Below are 21,380 nucleotides of genomic sequence, written 5' to 3'. Positions count from 1 at the left end.
CGCAAACGTTTGCGCTACTTTTGATGATTTTATTATAGCACGTATTTTTATTTTGTAAAGCGTTTTCGATAAAAATTTTAAAACAAAAAAAGAGCAAAGAGATGCTTTACCAATGAAACAAAGCTTTCTTTACACTTTTATTTTTTTAATTAAAATACAATCGTTAATTCTCTTTCAATGATTTGATGAGGAATGATGACTTTCTGGCTTGCGCTTTTTCTTAATTTTTCCAAAAGTAATTGCGCTGCTTTTTCACCAAACTGATAAGGAAAAATATTAACCGATGTTAAAGCAGGATTAGCAATTTCTGTAATCAAAGAATTATTAAAGCTAATCACAGCATAAGACTTTTCTTGTTTGCTATTTTTAAATAAGCGTTGCAAACGGATAGCCATGATATCATCACAAGCAATAAAGACTTGCGTTTTTGGGTGCTCAGCTAAGAATTGCTGAAACTTAAGAATGTTCTCATCTTCTTTGACCCTTGAAAAATGAAGAGACAAACTGTCTTTTTGATGCTCTTGCAGATACTCACAACAACCTCGATAACGCTCAGTCTGCACCAATTTATTCATGTCAGTGTAGGCAAAGACAAGGTGTTCAAAACCTTTACTCACCATAAATTGAGTAACATCTCGTCCTGCTTGGTAGTTATCATTATCTACAAATTGGACAGATTTGGTAGCAAGCTTTTCATAAGAACTTCCGACAACTACACAAGAAACTTTTTTCTGCTTTTTGACAAAATCAAAAACAGGGTCATCTTTGTGCGAATACAAAAAGATAAATTTGCTAATATTTCCGCTGCGAATCAGTGCCTGACAATTTTTGCGTAGCTCATCTACCTACCGTACGCCCACTTGCCAAGCTAACCATATAATCATGCTCACTACAAACACTTGAAATATCTTGAATAATTTGCATGAAAAAGGGGTTATTGCCAAGAGAATCTTGACCCTCACGAACTGGCAGCACAATCCCAATGGTGTTAGTCGTACGGTTCACCAAATTTTGCGCAGAATAATTTGGTGAATAATCTAATTTTTCCATGGCACGTCAAACGCGTTCCTTAGTTGCTTTGCTAATCATGTCACTGTCATGCAAAGCCCTTGAGGCTGTTGCGGTAGAGACACCAACAAGTTTTACTACATCCTTTATCGTTGTCATTTTGTATCCTAATCTTAAAATCGTTATCTATAGGATAAGAATTTTTTAAAGCACTGTCAATCAAAAAATAAAATAAGAGCGAGAAAAATCTCACTCTTATTTTAATAATTCCAAAGCATAGCTGACGCTTGATAAAGCATAAAGTGGTGCCGTTTCGGCACGCATGATACGTGGCCCTAAACCGATTTTTAAGCCACCTTTTTCCTCAAATGCCACAATTTCATCTGGTGAAATTCCGCCTTCTGGGCCAAAGATAAAGAGAATTTTCTCTCCTGCTTTGACTTGGCTCAATTCACGCGCTAAAATAGCCGTTTCACCTTCTTTTGCTGACTCTTCATAAGCAATGAAAATCTTATCAAACTGGTCAAGTTCAGCAAGAAAAGCTGCTTTTTTATCAAAAAGAGTCACACCTGGAATGACATTACGTTTGCTTTGCTCAGCAGCACCAAGAGCAATTTTTGCCAATTTATCTGCTTTTTTGGCTAGTTTTTTACCATCCCATTTGACCACAGACCAATCAGATGGAAATGCCCAGAGATTTGCCATACCAAGTTCTGTTCCTTTTTGCGCAAGAAATTCTAGTTTATCACCTTTAGGAAATCCCGCAGCAATCGTCACTTCAACTGGCATCTCAACATTGCTATCAAGCTCTTTGATAATTTCAAAACGGTGCTCAGCACTATCGACAACCTTTGCCAAGCGTTTGATGTGGTCATCAAAAACAAGGACAACTTCCTCATCTTCTATCAGACGCATAACGTTAAACATATGTTTTACCGTGTCTTTATCTGTGATTGTAACGACGTCTTGAGCTTGTCCTGCTACAAAATATTGTTGCATTTATCCTCCAATTACACCTGAAATATCATCAGTCTTTTTGAAAACACAAGTATTCCATTCGCCTTGAACCATATGCGTTTCAAGGAAGAACCCTGCATCTTCAGCTGATTTACGAACCATTTCCCATTTGTCAGAAATGATACCTGACATGATAAGGTAACCTTCGTCTTTCACAAGACGATAAGCATCTTCTGTCATATTGACCAAAATATCAGCGAGAATATTTGCCACGATAACATCAGCTTTGATATCCACACCTTGCAAAAGATTACCTGTAGCCACATGGATGTTTTCAGTATTGGCGTTAAGGTCAATATTTTCTTGTGCCACACGCACGGCTACTTCATCAAGGTCATAAGCATAGATATCTTTTGCCCCAAGAAGTGAACTTGCAATCGAAAGCACACCTGAACCAGTACCCACATCAATTACAGTTTCACCACCACGAAGTACTTGTTCAAGCGCAAAAAGACTCATTTTTGTCGTTGGGTGAGTTCCTGTACCAAAAGCCATACCTGGGTCTAGACGAATAGTCTTTTCACCTTCACCAGCTTCATAATCTGTCCAACTTGGAACAATTGTCAAATCATGGCTAATGCGTGTTGGTTCATAATATTTCTTCCAATTTTCAGCCCAATCTTGCTCAGCCAATTCTTGTGTCTCATAGTGAACCTCACCAGTATCAACACCAAAATCACTTAATTCAGCCAAACGCTTAGCTGCCTCCCTTTCAACAGCTTCAATATCGATATTTTCTGGGTAATAAGCTGTAATTTTAACAGTTTCTACTTGTTTGATTTCTGGGAAAACTTCACCGTATTTCCCAACATATCCAAGATAATCAGCACTATCATCGATAGCAACCCCTTGACTACCCAATTCAATCAAAATATTTGACGCAGCCTCTTCTGCATTACGCAAGACCTCAACAGTCAACTCTTGCCACTTGTCCATATTTCTGATACAAAGGACGACTAGAAAACGACTAAAAAATAGAAAGCTTGATGACGTGTCGACAGACACTAGTCAAGCTTATCTTTTTTCCGAGTTTTCCGTCCGTGTTCAAAGATGAACACTTATCCTCATACTCCTTTTCTATTTTGTTTCGGGCGGGTTCAGTTAAAATACTAACCGAACCTTTTCCTTTCTATCTAATCTATTTCAGGCGGAGCTATTAACTCCCTTTATCCACAATAAAACACCTGAACATTTACATATTATTATAAATTTTCTTCTCTCTCTTTCAAACTACATCCATTTGAATCCTTCCAATCAGTACGACCGTTTGTAGGCATACCTAAAACAAAAGATGCTGCATAAGGTGGACTATTGAAAAATCGATTTTTCTTGAGGATACCATCCTTGATAATTCCCTCTTTCAGTAACTCTTGTCGCAAGTCACGAATAGATTTTGGAAGTCCTTTACCATCTGTAAGTTCAATCATACTGCCTTCAAGAACAACCAATCCCTCTGCTGTCTGTCGGCAAGTTGCAATAATTTCACGGTTTGATCGCTTAATGTTACGTTTAAGAGTAAGAACAGTTTCAGCCTCAATTGGCTCTTCATCAACAGAATTGTCACCGTTAATCATAGGAACAAATACTCGATAACCAAGGGTTCCAATTATTGTTTTTGTATTCTCAACAACCTCATCCAGTTCAGATTGCTTTTCTTCAGTTACATTGCCAGAATTTGGTTCGTTACCATTTCGAACAACAAAACGATTTGCTTCGTTTGCTAGCTGAGTAAATCTGTTTTCCAAATAACTGATTTCAGTCGGCCCAAAGGAATTATTTTGCGTTGTTAATACAATGACATCATTGAAATAATCAGCATGATTATCCCTAGTATGCTCTTGAACACGTAACAAAACACCTTCGCCATTCTTTCAGCTCGTTGCTTGACCAATATAAACTGTATCCTGCTGATTAGAATCATCACGACCAAGTAAAAAATAAACACCACTTTGTTTCATCTCAGGTCTTGATTTTAAATCACCTAACTGAATTCTAGGAATTTTATAAATCACGCCTGTCCAGTTGGATAAAGTACACTTAATCTTACCAGTGACTTCACCATCCATCAGAAACATATTTATATTTTTACCTCTTTTTACCATCTTAATATCTCGGATATGCAAAGAATTCTGTTTCTTTTAACTCTGCTTTGCCTTTTTCAAAGCTTTCAGCATCCCATTCAAGAGCAAAGTCAGTTGCATTTTCATCTGCTAAAAAGTCCATCAAATCATCAAGACCTTTAGTTGCAACATCGTTTAATGTTTCTGCAAAATACGCTAAAAATTCGCGTGAGAATCCTTTTTTAGCATCAAAAGGAACAGTCACCAAGTAGTCATCATGGTCAACTTTAGATTTTGCTTGGTTGTAAAATAGTACGTAATCTTCAAAAACAATATCCTCGCTGCTAACCTCACCTTGGTCATCCACAGTTTCAACCGCAGATTGATTCTGCGCTTCCAAAATAAAAGTCACTTCCACCGCATGATTTTTCTTATTCCAATCAATGGCATAATCAAACGTGAAGTGCTTATCCATTTCTTCTTCTAATACTGATAAAAAGCCAAATTTAGCCATTAAAAATTTCTTCCAATCTTCTTTTGTGTTACAATTATTTTATCATACTTAAGGGGAAATGACATGCAAATACGACCAATGGAGCTAGAAGATATTGAACAAGTGGTTATACTAGAAAACCAAACATGGGATACATTTAACACGCCAGCTCCGCTACCTATTGCAAATAAGGATAAAATCATCAAAGATTTTGAAAATGGAACACATTATCTTGTCGCTGAAGAAAATCAGGACATTTTAGGTGTTCTTGATTACCATACTTATTATCCTTTCCCTAGCGGTCATCACGTGGTAACTTTTGGCATTGCCGTTTCTGAAAAAACGCGCGGTCAAGGTATCGGACGCAAACTTATCCAAACTTTCTTCGATATGACAAAAGCTGACGGCTACCAAAAAGTTCTCATTCATGTGCTATCATCAAATGAAAAAGCCTGCACATTCTACGAAAAATTAGGCTTTAAACAAGAGGCTATTTTGAAAAATCAATTTTACCTAAACCATAATTACGTTGATGACCTCATTTACAGTTATTATCTGGAGGATATTCATGCCAAATAATCTCGCTTTGCGAATGCGCCCTAAGAATATTGACCAAGTGATTGGCCAGAAACATCTAGTCGGTGAAGGAAAAATCATTCGCCGTATGGTGGAGGCCAATATGCTGTCATCAATGATTCTCTACGGTCCTCCTGGTATCGGGAAGACCTCAATCGCTAGCGCTATCGCAGGAACAACCAAATACGCTTTTCGGACGTTCAACGCTACAACAGACAGTAAAAAGCGCCTGCAAGAAATTGCCGAGGAAGCTAAATTTTCTGGTGGACTGGTTTTACTGCTCGATGAAATCCATCGTCTTGATAAAACCAAACAAGATTTTCTACTACCATTGCTTGAAAACGGCAATATCATCATGATTGGAGCGACAACTGAAAATCCATTTTTCTCAGTGACACCTGCCATTCGCTCACGCGTGCAAATCTTCGAGTTAGAACCCTTATCAACCGACGATATCAAGCAAGCCCTCCAAACTGCATTATCAGATAAAGAGCGCGGCTTTGAATTTGGTGTCGATATTGATGCGGATGCTCTTGATTTCATCGCAACAGCTACCAACGGTGATTTGCGCTCTGCCTTTAACTCGCTAGATTTAGCAGTCATGTCAACCAAGGCTGATGACAAAGGTATTCGCCACATTAACCTTGATACCGTTGAAAATAGCTTGCAGCGAAGCTACATTACCATGGATAAAAACGGCGATGGACACTACGATGTGCTCTCAGCCCTTCAAAAATCCATCCGTGGTTCTGACGTCAATGCTAGCCTGCATTACGCTGCTCGTCTGATTGAAGCTGGGGATCTGCCAAGCCTTGCTAGAAGACTGACTGTTATCGCGTATGAAGACATTGGTCTTGCCAATCCAGATGCCCAGATTCATACCGTTACAGCACTTGATGCTGCTCAAAAAATCGGTTTTCCTGAAGCACGCATCTTGATTGCTAACGTCGTAATTGATCTAGCCTTGTCACCAAAATCAAATTCAGCCTACACAGCTATTGACGAAGCTATCACTGATTTGCACAAAAACGGCTCACTACCAATCCCACGCCATTTACGTGATGGTCACTATGCTGGTAGCAAAGAACTTGGTAACGCCCAAGATTACAAATACCCTCACAACTATCCTGAAAAATGGGTTAAACAGCAGTATTTACCAGATAAGTTAGTCGAAAAAAATTATTTTGATGCTAACCAAACCGGAAAATACGAACGCGCCCTCGGTGCTAACAAAGAGCGAATTGATGAACTGTCTAAATAATGATAATATGGTACTTTCTCATTTTAATAGTTTTCATTAATGCTTAAAAAGAAAATCGCTTTCTAAAAAATAAGATTTGCCCTTGAAATATTTTTTAAAAATGCTATCATAGATATATAGGTTATTGCTGTGGCATACGAATTCACATCAATGTGTTGACCGACTAAATATTTGTATTTCGGGAAACAGTAGTCTTTCTCCAGTATGCAGGCCGTTACACGCGGAAGCAACTAAGGAGAAGCGAGTTGCCCACCTGCTTGTAGATTGCGGGTTCAATACAAATCGTGAATCACGGTGCCAATACAGCTTCTTATCCTTCCTTAGCTCAGTTGGTAGAGCAGTGGACTCTTAATCCATGGGTCATAGGTTCGAGCCCTATAGGGAGGACTAAACGTCATAAGAAAAAGCCCTTTGTTTAGGGCTTTTTGCTTGTTTTAAAATCAATTTGTTACGATTTTATCAATTTTTTGACAATCTGCTGGTCGTCTTTTATTTCAAAAATTAAAAACGTCATTAAGGTTCTCTGCCATAGTAGGATGCGTAAATATTTGATTCTTAATATAAGTATATGGAATATGGTTATCCATAGCTAACTTAATCAGGTTTATATTTTCCTGAGCACCTTCACCAAAAAGAGTTGCTCCTAAAATATCTTGTGTTTTTTCATTAACAATAACCTTATAAATACCTCGAAGGTTACCATTAACATGAGCTCTAGGCATAGCTGAAACCATTAATTCATTTGCTTTATAGGGAAGATTTGCCTCTGCAGCCTCTTTTTCTGTTAAACCTACACGTGCCAAAGCAGGTTTAATAAATAATGTAGTGGGGATATTATTTCTCTGACTAGCGTTATAATCACTCTGTCCAGTTAATTTATTAAAAACTATGCGATAATCGTCCAATGACACATAAGTAAATTGGAGTCCGCCATTGACATCCCCAACAGCATAAACATTTGGAACACTAGTTTCACAATAATCATCAACCTCAATGGCACCACGGTCTGTTACCACAATATCTGTATTTTCAAGTCCCAAGTCAGTAATATTCGGTTTACGACCAGTCGCATAAAGGACAGCATCAAAACTCATTTTCTGACCATGATTGCTTAAAATAACATTATCATCTTCATCATTTTCTAAAGCATTTATCTGAGCATTTAAAACAAAGGAAACACCGTCTTCTTCCATGTATTCTTTTGCTAACTGCGCAACGATATCCTCCTCACGTGGCAAAATACGGTTAGCAGTCTCAAAAACAGTGACCTTACTGCCAAGATTAGCATAAAGACTGGCAAATTCAAGCCCAATATTACCCCCTCCAATGATTCCTAACCTTTGTGGTAGAGTTTCTAATTTTTGAATACCAGTGCTGTCAAAGACATTTTTAGATTCCTTTAATCCTGGGATAGGCAAACGATTTGAAATGGCGCCTGTATTAATCACTATAGTATCAGCTGTTATCTGTTCGCTATCCTCGCCAGCAACTATTTTAATAACCTTATTAGAGACAAAACTTGCTTTAGCATCATAAAGATCTACACCAGCATTGACCACATTGGCTTTATTTTTCTGATTTAATCGACGCGTAACCACCTCTTTTTCAGCCATTGCCTGCTCAAATGTTAAATGATTTTCAGCTGCATGGATTAATGTTTTTGTTGGAATACAGCCAATATTGATACAAGTTCCTCCATACATTGAAGAACTTTCTTCAACAAGAGCAACTTTCTTGCCAAGAGAACTCATCTTAGCAGCAAGTGTCTTTCCAGCTTTACCAAAGCCAATGACTAATAAATCATATGTTTTCATTTTTGTTCTCCCATAAAAGCACCGCATCATTAAATAACAGACATGATATTAGCGATATTGTGTTAAATCTTGTTTTAAAAAGTAGTAAAATAGGTTGCCATAATTTCCTGAATAATCCAGCACATGACCGTTATAAACGACCTTAGTGACTTTGTAATAGTCGGCAATATCGATTGAGCAAGCTTGCTGTGAACGTTCGAATTCCTCGTATGAGTCAAACGTCACCACTCGTTCTTGGTTTACGGCGTTTAAAAATGTAATTTCAATCATTATTTACATTTCCTTTCTAATTCTACATACTATATTACTTTGATGTTGGAATATAGTATGTAGAACTGTATAACACTATGCTACTACAAAGTATGTTTTCACACAACTATTTTGCTCTGACTGGATTTTCTCAATCATAATTCAAGAATCAATTGTAAATTATAAAAAGAGATTCCAAACAGAAATCTCTTTTTTAACTGAATTTGTAAAATTATATTATCCTTTATGATATTCAAAAGCAATAGTATAAGTCTTTTCGGTATTGGCTGGAAGAACAATATCACCAAAACCGTCATGATTAATAGCATCTGGGAGAAATTGTGCTTCAAGCGCTAAGGCTTCAAATTCTTTAGCCATTTTACCCTTATCACGCGCTGGATAAATATCCTCAGGAATACCACCCATACTGTAAACGACCCAAGTATCACGGTCAGAATAAAGGTGAACAGAATCGCCACTTTCTTCATCTTTCAATTCTCCACAAGGTTTATCAAGCGAAGCATTTACCAAGAAAGCATCGTCAAGCCCGCCTGTATCAGCGATAGCCTCTCCAAGGTTTTGCCCAGTTTGAAAATCATAAGCTGTGCCAGCAACGTCAATGAATTTTCCTGTTGGCACCAAATCATCACGTGTTTCCAAGTAACAGTCAGCAGCCAAAGTAAAGGTATGGTGTGCCAAGTCTTGGCGTTCACCGAGGTTAAAGTAAACGTGGTTAGTTGGGTTAAAGAGGGTCGCTTGACCGCCATTTTTACCAGTGTAAGTGATTGTAAAACAATTGTCGTTATCCAGCGTAAAACGTGCTGTTACCAACATATCACCAGGGAAACCATCAACGCTTTCTTTGGCATTGTAAGTCATGACAACAGTGGCTTTGTCAATATCATTTTCAACTCTTGCTTGCCAAATGTGTTTGTGGAAACCTTTTGGACCACCGTGAAGAGTGTTTCCTTTTTCGTTTTGTGGTAGCTGAATTTCTTTGCCATCAAGGTTAACTTTCCCTTGATTAATACGCCCTGCAACACGTCCGATTGATTGACCTGCACATAAAGGACTTTTCAGATAATCACTTGGCTCATCAAAACCAATGATAAGATTTTTCTGACCACCTTTGTCATCTGGCACTAAAAATTCTTGCCAAGTTGCTCCCAGCGTTAGTAAACCAACTTGGACACCATTATCATTAATAATAGTGTATTTTTCAATCTTTTGCCGATTAATTATCTCAACAATTTCTTGTTTTACTTCCATTTTTCCCTCTTTCTTAGGTTCTTTCTTTTATTTTACCTTTTAGATAATTTTTTGTAAACGTTTACTATTGGATTTTACTAAGTTTTACCAAACATCATCGTTATAAACCAAAAACTCCTGTCCATTGGACAGGAGTTCAAGATTATATGTAGTGATTATTTTACCACGATATTAACAAGTTTGTTAGGTACAGCAATCACTTTGATAATATCTTTACCAGCAATTTCTGCTTGAATTTTGTCGTTAGCAAGAGCAAGTTTTTCAAGTTCTTCACGGCTTGAATCTTTTGGTACAACAAGTTTTGCACGAACTTTACCTTTGATTTGGATAACAATTTCAACGTCGTTTTCAACGAGTTTTGCTTCGTCCCATGTTGGCCATGCAACGTATGAAATTGATTCGCCTGATTGTGTCAATGTTTGCCACAATTCTTCAGAAAGGTGTGGTGCAAATGGTGCTAACAATTGTACAAAGCCTTTAGCGTAGTCAGCAAAGAGTTTATCTTCTTTATTTGCTGCGTTGACGAATACCATTAATTGCGCAATAGCTGTGTTGAATTTCATGGCTTCAAGTTGTTCAGTTACAGCTTTGACTGTTTCGTTGTAAACTTTATCCAAATTGCCATTGTTTTCTGCAACAATTTCTTTTGTTGTCAACAAGCGATAGACGCGGTCGAGGAATTTACGTGAGCCTTCAAGACCTTCTTCAGACCATGCGATGGAGGCATCAAGTGGTCCCATGAACATTTCGTACACGCGAAGTGTATCTGCACCATAATGTTCAACCACATCATCGGGGTTAACAACGTTTTTAAGTGATTTAGACATTTTCGCTGGTGCTTGTTCAAGTTCTTCACCAGTTTCAATGTGGAAGAATGAACCGTCACGTTTTTCAACTTTGTCAGTTGCCACAAGTGCACCACGGTGATCGCGGTAGCTTGTTCCCAAAATCATCCCTTGGTTAAAGAGTTTTTGGAATGGTTCTTTGGTTGGAACGACACCTAAATCATAAAGGAATTTATGCCAGAAACGAGCATAAAGAAGGTGAAGTACAGCGTGTTCTGCACCACCGATGTAAATATCAACTGGCAACCAAGCTTTTAGAAGCTCTTCATCAGCCAATTTTTCATCGTTGTGTGGATCAATGTAACGCAAGAAGTACCAGCTTGAACCAGCCCATTGTGGCATTGTATTGGTTTCACGGCGACCCTTAACGCCGTCTTCGCGTGTCACTTCAAGCCAATCAGTCAAGTTAGCAAGTGGTGATTCACCTGTACCTGAAGGTTTGATGTCTTTTGTTACTGGCAATACAAGTGGTAATTGCTCCTCTGGAACAGCTGTTGTTGTACCATCTTCCCAGTGGATGATTGGGATTGGTTCACCCCAATAACGTTGACGTGAGAAGAGCCAGTCACGAAGACGGTAAGTTACTTTCTTGTTACCAACACCTTCTGCTTCAAGCCATTCGACCATTTTGTCAATAGCTTGCGCTTTATCAAGACCATCTAGGAAGCCAGAGTTGATGTGAAGTCCATCTTCTGTGTAAGCTTCTTCTTCAACATTTCCACCTTCAAGAACTGGAATGATTTCTAGGTTAAATTGTTTTGCGAATTCCCAGTCACGTGTATCGTGGGCAGGAACAGCCATGATAGCACCAGTTCCGTAGCTTACAAGAACATAGTCAGCAATCCAGATTGGCATTTCTTTACCATTTACTGGGTTAATAGCGTAGCTACCAGTCCAAACACCAGTTTTTTCTTTAGCAAGGTCTGTACGAGCTAGGTCAGATTTAAGACTTGCTTGATGTTTGTAATCCGCAACAGCTTGTGCTTGTTCTGGTGTTGTAATAGCTTCAACAAGTGGGTGTTCTGGAGCCAAAACAGCGTAAGTTGCACCAAAGAGTGTATCTGGACGAGTTGTAAATACTGTGAAATCTTTGCCAGTGTCTTTAACTTTAAAAGTAACGTTAGCACCAGTTGATTTACCAATCCAGTTACGTTGCATGTCTTTGATTGATTCTGGCCAATCAAGGTCATCCAAGTCGTTAAGCAAACGTTCTGCGTAAGCTGTGATTTTAAGCATCCATTGACGCATTGGTTTACGGACAACTGGGTAACCACCACGTTCTGAAGTTCCGTCAGGAAGCACTTCTTCGTTGGCGATAGCTGTACCTAATTCTTCAACCCAGTTAACTGGCACTTCAGCTTCGTATGCCAAACCTTTTTCGTATAATTTTGTGAAAATCCACTGAGTCCATTTGTAATAATTAGGGTCAGTTGTGTTCACTTCACGATCCCAGTCATATGAGAAACCAAGTGAGTTGATTTGGCGTTTGAAGTTTGCAATGTTTTTAGCTGTAAATTCAGCTGGGTCATTACCTGTATCCATTGCGTATTGTTCGGCAGGAAGTCCGAAAGCATCCCAACCCATTGGGTGAAGAACGTTGTAACCTTGAGCACGTTTAAAGCGGCTAAGAATATCAGTCGCAGTGTATCCTTCTGGATGTCCTACGTGCAGACCAGCTCCAGATGGGTAAGGGAACATATCCAACGCATAAAAATTTGGTTTATCAGCATCTGTTCCTGTTTTAAACGTATGATTATCAGCCCAATAGGCCTGCCATTTTTTCTCAATTTCTTTATGATTATAAGTTACCATGTCATTCTCCATGTTCTTAGTGTTGGTTACTATTATACCACGAAAAGAATAAAGAAAAAAGGCGAAATCACAAGGGATTTCATGCCTGTTTTCAGGTGATAAGAAGAATTTTTAGTCAAATCAAATGCTCATTTAGTCGTTTGCTAAATAATCTTTCAATTGTTTCATGATTGATTTGGTATCTTTGACACCAATTTGGTAAATTTCTTCGTATTTGTCGGGGTTGGTTTCAAGTCGTCCGATTTCCAGATTTTGGCTTGGGCGAATGGCAAAAAGTTCGCCTTCATTTTCCAAATTGCTAATGTGCTCAATGGTGTCGTTATAGTGTTGATAACGTTTTGAAGCGACTTCTACAAACTTAGGATATTTTCTGTAAAAAAGTTTATAGACACGACCATTACTTGGCTTTTTACGGTAATCAATTGGACGTGTTAAAACAACAATCAATTTATCAAAACCAAGGCTTTTGGCAAAATCAACTGGGATACTGTCTGATAGGCCACCATCAAGGTATTTATTGCCTTGCCACTCAACGATTTTTGACGCCAAAGGCAATGCTGAACTCGCACGAAGTAACTCCATTTGTTCAAAGACATTGTCAACCTTATGATACTCAGCTTTTCCTGTTGATAAATTAGTTACTGTTACATAGAAAGGTACACCTGATTTCTCAAAAGCTTCCTCGTCAAAAATATCCAGTTCCATCGGAACTTTGTAGTAGGCAAATTCTTTATTGACCACATTTCCTGTTTTCAGCCATGAACGAAGTCCCATGTACCCCGGATTTGAGGCATATTTTTTATTGTAACGGAGGGCTCTGCCTTTTTGTTTTGACAAAAAATTCACTCCAAAAAGGGCCCCAGCAGATACCGAGACAACACCATTCACCTTAATTCCCGCATCTAAAAATGTATCCAAAACACCAGCGGTGTACAAACCGCGCATGCCGCCACCCTCTAATACTAAACCGACAGCCATCCTTATTCTCCGTTCTTTCTCAGTTTGTTACTTAATTATAGCAAAAAACATGCTATTTAGAGTGTTTTTGCTATGTTTATAATAATCCTAACAACATCAGGGAAACATTTATGAAAAAACAGCTTTTTGATATTATCAAACCTTCTGATAACCTAGCAACCATTGAAAAAATTTACGATGTTTTTATGGTTTGTACTATTGTGATTAACTTATTGCCACTGACAAGCAAGTCAACAACGTCATTTTATACCACGTTGATACTATCATGAAGAAATCGAAAAAGAAGATATTGAATCAAAATAGCATTCAAATACAAAAAACGCCGAATTCCGTCTAAGAAGTCAGCATTTTAGAATATAAGCCAATATACACGTTAGACTTGTGAAAAAACATTACAATTCAGCGATTTGGTAAAGCTCCAATTCAGCTTGTGTTTCAGTTCCGAACATGTTAATCATCAATTTCACTTTGTTGTTTTCGATTTCAACAACACGTCCTTCTTGTCCTGCAAAGGCGCCGTCGATGATTTGAACCACATCACCTGGTTTGATGTTTGTGTCAATGACATCAACAGTTTGTCCCATTGAGATAAGAATTGAACGGATTTCTTCTTCCAAAAGTGGTGTCGGTTTTGAACGGTTACCGTGTGACCCAACAAATCCAGTAACGTTTGGTGTGTTACGAACAACGAACCAAGCTTCGTCTGTCATCACCATTTCAACTAAGACATAACCTGGAAAACGATTTTCTTCAACTTCTTTGACTTTCCCATTTTTTTCAACGTTAACAGTTTGTGTTGGGATTTCAACACGCAAAATGTTGTCCAACATGTTGTAAGTTTGTGCACGTTGCAAAAGAGTTTCTTTTACTTTGTTTTCGTAACCAGAGTAAGTTTGTAGCACAAACCAACCTTTATCAAAAGAATCTAACATAATTTCCTCCATTATAAAAAAGCCCCTTAAAGGCTTCTTGGGTGCTTTTCTTTATTTTATTATAGGAAAAATAATAAGCGCTGTCAACGAATTACTGCCAAATGTACACAAAAAAGCTGGGTAAAACCCAGCTCAGTTTTTAAAATCGATTTAACAAATCCATCACTCCCAGTGAGAGCAATTTATCGAAAATGAAAATAACAATGGTAAAGAATGCTGTATATTCAAGTACAGAGATATAATCTTTCCAACGTTGTTTACGATCTGGCCAAGTTGTTTCACTTAAAATCGTAAATACTCCCTTAATGAATGCCACAGGCGACTCCTCCTTATTCTATCATCTCGCTCATTACTCTAAAGCTGAGAATGACCGCTACAAATTATCGTGTTTCTTTGTGTAGCGTGTATTTTTTACAATGTTTACAATATTTATTAACTTCTAGTCGTACAGGTTTAGGGTTGCTACTAACTCCGATAGAGTAGTTACGGCTTCCACATTCTGTACAAGCTAAGCTTGCTTTTTTCTGTGCCATAATTCCTCCGAGACCTTATTTTATCATGTTTTTCGTAAGTTGGCAAGTAACTTAGTTAGTCTGCTTGTTGAACCAACTTGAGAAGTTATCCCAAGCATCTTTAACCGCCCGACCAATCTTATCTCCGGCATTTTGAGCTGATTCTTGAACCTTATCAAGGATGTTATCAGAGCTTGATGATTGGCTTGTGGCTGTTTGACCATTAGCGCTGTAAACCAAATCGTAACCATTTTGGCTATAAGCATTTTCAACGGTAAATTCTGTTCCCGCAGTATATGGCAAAATGCTACTTGCTACTGCGCTAAAGATTATCGACGCTGTACCAGAACTTGCATCAGTCAGGTAGTGATTTTCATCTGTCGAATCATAACCAATCCACTGTGCAATAACCACATCTGGCGTATAACCGATAACCCACTGGTCACTGGTCAAATCAGCATTGAAGTTAGCTTCCACAGTACCAGTCTTACCTGCGATCGTGTAACCATAAGCATTGGCGTTGACCGCAGAACCGTTTGAGAAAGTTCCAAGCATCATGCTGGTCATTTTGTTAGCTACAGATTGGCTAATCACGCGCTTGGTTGATGGTTTAAATTCTGCGATCACTTGACCGCTAGCATTTTCAATTTTCGTAATCAAATGTCCTTTAGGCATCACACCGCCATTAGCAAAAGTTGCGTAAGCTTGAGCCATTTCAAGTGGGTTGGTTGTAACACCACCACCAAGGGCAACGCCCAACTCTTCCTTAACATTTTTCATGTTAAGACCAAATTTTTGACCGTAGCTCATTCCCTTGCTAACACCGATTTTATGAAGCAAGTAAACCGCTGGGATATTGTATGAATTTGCCAAAGCTTGATACATTGGAAGGTCTGCTGTTTCAATACCGGCGTAGTTCGTTGGAGAATAACCATCGTAATCCCTAGGTGTATTTGGTAAATCAGTCGTAATGGCGTAACCTGAAGCAACAGCTGGTGAGTAAACCACTAGAGGTTTAATGGTTGAACCAGGGCTTCGTGAGGTTTGTGTCGCGTAGTTAAAGCTACGGAAAGTTGCTGAACTTGGGCTGACACGTCCAACCAAACCACGAACTGCACCAGTTGACGGATCCATGGCAACACTAGCTCCTTGGGCTGTTTGACCATCATAATCAGATACTGGGAAATAAGCTGTGTTATCAAAAACAGCCTGCATATTTGCTTGATAGTTTTGGTCTAATTCTGTGTAAATCTTATAGCCGTTGTTGATGATATCATTTTCAGACAAGCCATATTTTTTCTCAGCTTCTTGAATAACCGCATCAAAGTATGAACCATACTGATAATCATCAGAATTGCCAGTATAAGTATCATTCAATTCACTTGCAATATCAACTTGCTTAGCTTGATTGGCTTCTGCTTGTGTGATTTTGCCTGCATCAACCATAACACCTAAAACCGTATTGCGGCGATTTGTCGCATTTTCTACGGAGTAGTAAGGGTTATAAATTTCAGGACCCTTTAGCATCCCTGCTAAGATAGCTGATTGTTCAACAGTCAGATTGGCAGCGTCCGTTCCGAAATACTTGCGGCTGGCATCTTGGACACCCCAAACCGAATTTCCAAAATAAGCATTGTTCAAATACATGGTCAAGATATCATCTTTACTGTATTTTTTGGTCAATTCAATCGCTAAGAAGAATTCTTTGGCTTTACGAGTGACCGTTTGTTCTTGGCTTAGATAAGCATTTTTAGCCAATTGTTGCGTGATGGTTGACCCACCACCAAAACGTCCCATGGTGAACAAAGCTAAGAAGAAACGAGAGTAATTAATCCCGCCATTTTTGTAAAATGAACGGTCTTCTGTTGCAATTACCGCATTCTTCATGTTATCGCTAATGGCATTTAACTCAACGTAAGTTCCCTTTTGCCCTGAAAGCGAACCAACTTGATTGTCATTTTTATCATAAATAACAGTTGTTGCCTTCAATGCGTCCTGCAAATCTGAGACATTGGTTGATTTGGCAACAGCAAAAAGATAAGAGCCAATGGCTAAAACACCAATACCAACCAAAATGAGTAAGATTTTTCCAACTCGGTAACGACGCCAAAAACGTCTAATAGGATTCTTAGGTGATGGCATAAAACGCGAAAGCTTTTGCAGCCAAGCTGGCTGCTTCTTTGCTTTTTCGTGGTACCCTTTACTACGTTGGTAGGTTGGAGCTGCCTGCTCTTCAGTATTTTCAGTTTCAAAGTCACTTAAGTCATCAGCCAGATAATCATTGTCATTTTCCTGACTGATGTGATTCTTGAAAGGCACTTCTTCTTTTTCTGATTTGAAAAAAGAAAGAAGCTTTTCTTTAATCATTTTAAATTTTGTCATAACCACATTATAACATCTAATATGCTTTTTCAAAAATACTTATTGTCAAATACTATTATTTACTACTATTTTACAGTTTTCATTTCTTTTCATTCAACAACTACCTACCACTTATTTTTACTTATTTATTCATTTTTTGGTTAGTTTTTGGTTAACACTAACTTATAGCTCTCAAAAACCACAAAAATACCTGTTTCATACAAATGTATGTGTGTCAAATATACACAATAAAACATACTAGCTAAACTAGTATAATTTATATATTTTTACTTTGACTAAAACATGATAAAATCAACGTTTCTAAACATCATCAACAGTCACCAATATCATGAATATCATGACTTTCTCACTGAAGTAAAATGCATTAGCCAAAAACTAATGCATTTTATTTTATACCTAGTTGATTAAAATATGTTGCTGGGTTAATTTTTAGTTAGCTCTCTTACTATAATTATAAAAAAAGTTTAAAATGCCCTTAAATTAAGCATTTATAATTGCACGTTACTATATCCTCATATATCAATAACATCAATATATGTCAAACTATATAAGCAATAATTCAAATTAGTCTATATAACCATATTTAAAGAGAACTAAATAACCTGACTCCTTTAGAATTAAGGAATCAGGTTGCTTAACTATTTTTACTATTTCACTAACTACTTGACAAGGAACTAGTCAAATCTTTCTAATCACCCTTTTATTTTAAAAATTAAAAACGTCATTAAGGTTCTCTGCCATAGTAGGATGCGTAAATATTTGATTCTTAATATAAGTGTATGGAATATGGTTATCCATAGCTAACTTAATCAGGTTTATATTTTCCTGAGCACCTTCACCAAAAAGAGTTGCTCCTAAAATATCTTGTGTTTTTTCATTAACAATAACCTTATAAATACCTCGAAGGTTACCATTAACATGAGCTCTAGGCATAGCTGAAACCATTAATTCATTTGCTTTATAGGGAAGATTTGCCTCTGCAGCCTCTTTTTCTGTTAAACCTACACGTGCCAAAGCAGGGTTAATAAATAATGTAGTGGGGATATTATTTCTCTGACTAGCGTTATAATCACTCTGTCCAGTTAATTTATTAAAAACTATGCGATAATCGTCCAATGACACATAAGTAAATTGGAGTCCGCCATTGACATCCCCAACAGCATAAACATTTGGAACACTAGTTTCACAATAATTATCAACCTCAATGGCACCACGGTCTGTTACCACAATATCTGTATTTTCAAGTCCCAAGTCAGTAATATTCGGTTTACGACCAGTCGCATAAAGGACAGCATCAAAACTCATTTTCTGACCATGATTGCTTAAAATAACATTATCATCTTCATCATTTTCTAAAGCATTTATCTGAGCATTTAAAACAAAGGAAATACCGTCTTCTTCCATGTATTCTTTTGCTAGCTGCGCAACGACATCCTCCTCACGTGGCAAAATACGGTTAGCAGTCTCAAAAACGGTGACCTTACTACCAAGATTAGCATAAAGGCTGGCAAATTCAAGCCCGATATTACCCCCTCCAATGATTCCTAACCTTTGTGGCAAAGTTTCTAATTTTTGAATACCAGTGCTGTCAAAGACATTTTTAGATTCCTTTAATCCTGGGATAGGCAAACGATTTGAAATGGCGCCTGTATTAATCACTATAGTATCAGCTGTTATCTGTTCGCTATCCTCGCCAGCAACTATTTTAATAACCTTATTAGAGACAAAACTTGCTTTAGCATCATAAAGATCTACACCAGCATTGACCACATTGGCTTTATTTTTTTGATTTAATCGATGCGTAACCACCTCTTTTTCAGCCATTGCCTGCTCAAATGTTAAATGATTTTCAGCTGCATGGATTAATGTTTTTGTTGGAATACAGCCAATATTGATACAAGTTCCTCCATACATTGAAGAACTTTCTTCAACAAGAGCAACTTTCTTGCCAAGAGAACTCATCTTAGCAGCAAGTGTCTTTCCAGCTTTACCAAAGCCAATGACTAATAAATCATATGTTTTCATTTTTGTTCTCCCATAAAAGCACCGCATCATTAAATAACAGACATGATATTAGCGATATTGTGTTAAATCTTGTTTTAAAAAGTAGTAAAATAGGTTGCCATAATTTCCTGAATAATCCAGCACATGACCGTTATAAACGACCTTAGTGACTTTGTAATAGTCGGCAATATCGATTGAGCAAGCTTGCTGTGAACGTTCGAATTCCTCGTATGAGTCAAACGTCACCACTCGTTCTTGGTTTACGGCGTTTAAAAATGTAATTTCAATCATTATTTACATTTCCTTTCTAATTCTACATACTATATTACTTTGATGTTGGAATATAGTATGTAGAACTGTATAACGCTATGCTACTACAAAGTTCATACTAGCACAACTATTCTGTTTGAGATAAACTTCCAACTTTATAGAAAATATGATAGCTTCACCTTTTCTAAACCTTACTTCCAACTATCCACACGATGACTTTCTTTAATAAAATACCTTTAGGTTAATTACTAAGAATATAAACTCACTTATTTAAAATCTTATTATTTTACTTATTTTTATAAAAAAGTTACTATAAAATCCTAACGAATAAGACTATATATAAAATAACATTCGTAAAAGGAGAAAAAATGAAAACTAACCGTTACTTCATCGCAACATGTGGTGTTATCTTACATTTAATGCTAGGCTCAACCTATGCTTGGAGCGTCTACAGAAATCCAATTATCGCAGAAACAGGATGGGATCAATCAGCCATTGCTTTTGCCTTCTCGCTTGCTATTTTTTGTTTAGGAATGTCCGCTGCTTTTATGGGACAACTCGTAGAAAAATTTGGTCCTAGATTAACTGGAAGTATATCTGCCTTTCTTTATGCCTTAGGCAACATATTAACTGGTTTGGCTATTGCAAAGAATAGTATTGTTCTACTCTATCTAGGGTATGGAATTATTGGTGGAATCGGATTAGGTGCTGGGTATATTACACCTGTATCCACTATTATTAAATGGTTCCCAGATAAACGTGGTTTAGCTACTGGATTAGCTATTATGGGATTTGGTTTCGCAGCTCTTTTAACTAGTCCTATGGCACAGTGGTTAATAATACATTCTGGAATTATTAATACATTTTATATACTAGGAGTAATGTATTTCGTTGTAATGATTCTTGTTTCACAGTTTATCAAACTCCCTACAAGCAAAGATTTTTACATTTTATCTAAAGATAATTTACCAACGGATATCACCCAAGGCGTCTCTGCTAAAAAAGCTTTAAAAACATGGGATTTCTATATGTTATGGATGATTTTTTTCATCAATATTTCTTGTGGACTGGGACTTATTTCAGTTGTTGCTCCAATGGCTCAAGATTTAGCTGGAATATCTGCTAGTGAGGCAGCAATTATTGTAGGAATTATGGGAGTTTTTAATGGTTTTGGAAGACTGTTATGGGCAAGTCTTTCAGATTTTATAGGTCGTCCTTTAACCTTTTTAATTTTATTCATTGTTAATATTCTTATGACAATAATGATCATGCTTTCCCATTCTCCAATATTATTTGTTATTGCAATGGCTATTTTAATGTCCTGTTATGGGGCAGGGTTCTCTCTAATTCCACCCTATCTCAGCGATATTTATGGCGCAAAGGAATTAGCCATTTTACACGGTTATATTTTAACAGCTTGGGCAATGGCTGCTCTTTTCGGACCAATGTTATTAGCAACGTCATATGCAATAACCCATACATACACCGCTACTTTGATTTGCTTCATCTTACTCTATCTTATAGCTTTGATGCTAATTATTAAGCTCACGAACCACCATAAAACTCAAAAACACTAAAAATGCAGCCACTACACTATAGCTCAAAATATTTACAAAACACGGAATATGACTCTTAAAAATTGTATTTTTAGTTATTGTCAATAGCTTTCCATTCAAATAGATTATTCTTTACTATCATATGGACTATTCTGATATAACCTTATACGGATTCATAGCACCTAAATAAAAATTTATAATTTTCACAAACAAATCCACTAAATTGTGTTCCAATGTCCTTACAAGCGTCTTAATAAGAGCAATTCAGTACCAAAGAAGCATGCTTACTGCAGAGGTACTGAATTACTCTTATTTTGTTGTTACGATATGCGTAAAGCTCTA

18 protein-coding genes, 1 tRNA gene, 1 other RNA gene and 2 pseudogenes are annotated in these 21,380 nt (G+C 37.4%); 6 read left to right on the top strand and 16 right to left on the bottom strand.

Annotation, left to right across the window (positions count from 1 at the left end; genetic code table 11):
- Positions 1–149: 149 nt before the first annotated feature.
- The 5 genes and pseudogenes from DQN23_RS00975 to DQN23_RS00955 all read right to left on the bottom strand — a co-directional run bounded on the left by DQN23_RS00975 (position 150) and on the right by DQN23_RS00955 (position 4,599).
- Positions 150–1,167 (bottom strand): annotated as a pseudogene (locus tag DQN23_RS00975) (LacI family DNA-binding transcriptional regulator).
- A 96-nt stretch (positions 1,168–1,263) separates the two neighbouring features.
- Positions 1,264–2,007, bottom strand: a complete 744-nt coding sequence (locus DQN23_RS00970) for a 16S rRNA (uracil(1498)-N(3))-methyltransferase (protein WP_058833282.1) — start codon at positions 2,005–2,007, stop codon at positions 1,264–1,266.
- On the bottom strand, positions 2,008–2,961 hold the full coding sequence (prmA, locus tag DQN23_RS00965) for a 50S ribosomal protein L11 methyltransferase (RefSeq protein WP_058813588.1): 954 nt from the start codon (positions 2,959–2,961) through the stop codon (positions 2,008–2,010).
- 266 nt (positions 2,962–3,227) lie between these two features.
- Positions 3,228–4,127, bottom strand: a pseudogene (locus DQN23_RS00960) (GIY-YIG nuclease family protein).
- Position 4,128: 1 nt separating this feature from the next.
- Entirely contained in the window at positions 4,129–4,599 is a 471-nt protein-coding gene (locus DQN23_RS00955; protein ID WP_020916029.1) for a DUF3013 family protein, read from the bottom strand.
- Positions 4,600–4,662: 63 nt separating this feature from the next.
- Here DQN23_RS00955 and DQN23_RS00950 point away from each other — a divergent pair, with 63 nt between their 5' ends.
- The 4 genes from DQN23_RS00950 to DQN23_RS00935 all read left to right on the top strand — a co-directional run bounded on the left by DQN23_RS00950 (position 4,663) and on the right by DQN23_RS00935 (position 6,802).
- A complete protein-coding gene (locus DQN23_RS00950; RefSeq protein WP_020916028.1) occupies positions 4,663–5,157 on the top strand; it encodes a GNAT family N-acetyltransferase in 495 nt (164 codons plus the stop codon).
- On the top strand, positions 5,147–6,415 hold the full coding sequence (locus DQN23_RS00945; protein ID WP_167394760.1) for a replication-associated recombination protein A: 1,269 nt from the start codon (positions 5,147–5,149) through the stop codon (positions 6,413–6,415). Before DQN23_RS00950 ends, DQN23_RS00945 begins: the two co-directional genes overlap by 11 nt.
- Before the next feature lie 121 nt (positions 6,416–6,536).
- Positions 6,537–6,728: non-coding RNA, 6S RNA (ssrS, locus tag DQN23_RS00940), on the top strand.
- Position 6,729: 1 nt separating this feature from the next.
- A tRNA-Lys gene (locus DQN23_RS00935) sits at positions 6,730–6,802 on the top strand.
- Between the two features lie 107 nt (positions 6,803–6,909).
- Here DQN23_RS00935 and DQN23_RS00930 read toward each other — a convergent pair.
- From DQN23_RS00930 to DQN23_RS00910, 5 genes are all read right to left on the bottom strand, one after another.
- A complete protein-coding gene (locus DQN23_RS00930; protein WP_111712573.1) occupies positions 6,910–8,229 on the bottom strand; it encodes an FAD-containing oxidoreductase in 1,320 nt (439 codons plus the stop codon).
- A 48-nt stretch (positions 8,230–8,277) separates the two neighbouring features.
- Complete coding sequence (locus DQN23_RS00925; RefSeq protein ID WP_020916018.1) at positions 8,278–8,499, bottom strand: DUF4649 family protein; 222 nt, start codon at positions 8,497–8,499, stop codon at positions 8,278–8,280.
- Positions 8,500–8,715: 216 nt separating this feature from the next.
- The gene (locus tag DQN23_RS00920; RefSeq protein WP_111712572.1) at positions 8,716–9,747 is read right to left on the bottom strand and encodes an aldose epimerase family protein; all 1,032 of its coding nucleotides are present in this window, start codon (positions 9,745–9,747) and stop codon (positions 8,716–8,718) included.
- Between the two features lie 155 nt (positions 9,748–9,902).
- A complete protein-coding gene (gene leuS, locus DQN23_RS00915) occupies positions 9,903–12,404 on the bottom strand; it encodes a leucine--tRNA ligase (RefSeq protein WP_111712571.1) in 2,502 nt (833 codons plus the stop codon).
- 132 nt (positions 12,405–12,536) lie between these two features.
- A complete protein-coding gene (locus tag DQN23_RS00910; protein WP_111712570.1) occupies positions 12,537–13,382 on the bottom strand; it encodes a patatin-like phospholipase family protein in 846 nt (281 codons plus the stop codon).
- A gap of 110 nt (positions 13,383–13,492) precedes the next feature.
- Here DQN23_RS00910 and DQN23_RS09045 point away from each other — a divergent pair, with 110 nt between their 5' ends.
- Positions 13,493–13,651 carry a hypothetical protein gene (locus tag DQN23_RS09045; RefSeq protein WP_167394758.1) on the top strand — a complete coding sequence of 53 codons (159 nt, stop codon included), beginning with the start codon at positions 13,493–13,495 and terminating at the stop codon, positions 13,649–13,651.
- A 123-nt stretch (positions 13,652–13,774) separates the two neighbouring features.
- Here the strand turns inward: DQN23_RS09045 and nusG are convergent, their stop codons facing one another.
- From nusG to DQN23_RS00880, 6 genes are all read right to left on the bottom strand, one after another.
- On the bottom strand, positions 13,775–14,314 hold the full coding sequence (nusG, locus tag DQN23_RS00905) for a transcription termination/antitermination protein NusG (RefSeq protein WP_013851412.1): 540 nt from the start codon (positions 14,312–14,314) through the stop codon (positions 13,775–13,777).
- Positions 14,315–14,453: 139 nt separating this feature from the next.
- A complete protein-coding gene (secE, locus tag DQN23_RS00900; RefSeq protein WP_020916021.1) occupies positions 14,454–14,630 on the bottom strand; it encodes a preprotein translocase subunit SecE in 177 nt (58 codons plus the stop codon).
- Between the two features lie 64 nt (positions 14,631–14,694).
- On the bottom strand, positions 14,695–14,847 hold the full coding sequence (gene rpmG / locus DQN23_RS00895) for a 50S ribosomal protein L33 (RefSeq protein WP_003067827.1): 153 nt from the start codon (positions 14,845–14,847) through the stop codon (positions 14,695–14,697).
- A 51-nt stretch (positions 14,848–14,898) separates the two neighbouring features.
- The gene (pbp2a, locus tag DQN23_RS00890; protein WP_111713068.1) at positions 14,899–17,208 is read right to left on the bottom strand and encodes a penicillin-binding protein PBP2A; all 2,310 of its coding nucleotides are present in this window, start codon (positions 17,206–17,208) and stop codon (positions 14,899–14,901) included.
- A 705-nt stretch (positions 17,209–17,913) separates the two neighbouring features.
- Positions 17,914–19,233: an FAD-containing oxidoreductase gene (locus DQN23_RS00885; RefSeq protein ID WP_111712569.1), complete on the bottom strand. Its 1,320-nt coding sequence runs from the start codon at positions 19,231–19,233 to the stop codon at positions 17,914–17,916.
- A gap of 48 nt (positions 19,234–19,281) precedes the next feature.
- The gene (locus tag DQN23_RS00880) at positions 19,282–19,503 is read right to left on the bottom strand and encodes a DUF4649 family protein (RefSeq protein WP_020916018.1); all 222 of its coding nucleotides are present in this window, start codon (positions 19,501–19,503) and stop codon (positions 19,282–19,284) included.
- Positions 19,504–19,850: 347 nt separating this feature from the next.
- Between DQN23_RS00880 and DQN23_RS00875 the strand changes: the two genes are divergently transcribed.
- Positions 19,851–21,059: an L-lactate MFS transporter gene (locus tag DQN23_RS00875; RefSeq protein WP_020916017.1), complete on the top strand. Its 1,209-nt coding sequence runs from the start codon at positions 19,851–19,853 to the stop codon at positions 21,057–21,059.
- The last annotated feature ends 321 nt before the right edge of the window (positions 21,060–21,380 follow it).

The sequence above is a fragment of the Streptococcus lutetiensis genome (genome assembly GCF_900475675.1).
Lineage (GTDB): Bacteria > Bacillota > Bacilli > Lactobacillales > Streptococcaceae > Streptococcus > Streptococcus lutetiensis.
The sequence above is the reverse complement of the archived record's forward strand: the minus strand, read 5'-3'. Positions and strand labels throughout refer to the sequence as shown.

Bases quoted from the DNA above. Each gene is read 5' to 3' on its own strand.
- pbp2a (WP_111713068.1), bottom strand. From the start codon at position 17,208: ATGACAAAATTTAAAATGATTAAAGAAAAGCTTCTTTCTTTTTTCAAA.
- prmA (WP_058813588.1), bottom strand. From the start codon at position 2,961: ATGGACAAGTGGCAAGAGTTGACTGTTGAGGTCTTGCGTAATGCAGAA.
- DQN23_RS09045 (WP_167394758.1), top strand. From the start codon at position 13,493: ATGAAAAAACAGCTTTTTGATATTATCAAACCTTCTGATAACCTAGCA.
- DQN23_RS00925 (WP_020916018.1), bottom strand. From the start codon at position 8,499: ATGATTGAAATTACATTTTTAAACGCCGTAAACCAAGAACGAGTGGTG.
- DQN23_RS00880 (WP_020916018.1), bottom strand. From the start codon at position 19,503: ATGATTGAAATTACATTTTTAAACGCCGTAAACCAAGAACGAGTGGTG.
- DQN23_RS00945 (WP_167394760.1), top strand. From the start codon at position 5,147: ATGCCAAATAATCTCGCTTTGCGAATGCGCCCTAAGAATATTGACCAA.
- DQN23_RS00950 (WP_020916028.1), top strand. From the start codon at position 4,663: ATGCAAATACGACCAATGGAGCTAGAAGATATTGAACAAGTGGTTATA.
- nusG (WP_013851412.1), bottom strand. From the start codon at position 14,314: ATGTTAGATTCTTTTGATAAAGGTTGGTTTGTGCTACAAACTTACTCT.
- DQN23_RS00970 (WP_058833282.1), bottom strand. From the start codon at position 2,007: ATGCAACAATATTTTGTAGCAGGACAAGCTCAAGACGTCGTTACAATC.
- DQN23_RS00885 (WP_111712569.1), bottom strand. From the start codon at position 19,233: ATGAAAACATATGATTTATTAGTCATTGGCTTTGGTAAAGCTGGAAAG.
- DQN23_RS00955 (WP_020916029.1), bottom strand. From the start codon at position 4,599: ATGGCTAAATTTGGCTTTTTATCAGTATTAGAAGAAGAAATGGATAAG.
- DQN23_RS00910 (WP_111712570.1), bottom strand. From the start codon at position 13,382: ATGGCTGTCGGTTTAGTATTAGAGGGTGGCGGCATGCGCGGTTTGTAC.
- rpmG (WP_003067827.1), bottom strand. From the start codon at position 14,847: ATGGCACAGAAAAAAGCAAGCTTAGCTTGTACAGAATGTGGAAGCCGT.
- DQN23_RS00875 (WP_020916017.1), top strand. From the start codon at position 19,851: ATGAAAACTAACCGTTACTTCATCGCAACATGTGGTGTTATCTTACAT.
- DQN23_RS00930 (WP_111712573.1), bottom strand. From the start codon at position 8,229: ATGAAAACATATGATTTATTAGTCATTGGCTTTGGTAAAGCTGGAAAG.
- DQN23_RS00920 (WP_111712572.1), bottom strand. From the start codon at position 9,747: ATGGAAGTAAAACAAGAAATTGTTGAGATAATTAATCGGCAAAAGATT.
- leuS (WP_111712571.1), bottom strand. From the start codon at position 12,404: ATGGTAACTTATAATCATAAAGAAATTGAGAAAAAATGGCAGGCCTAT.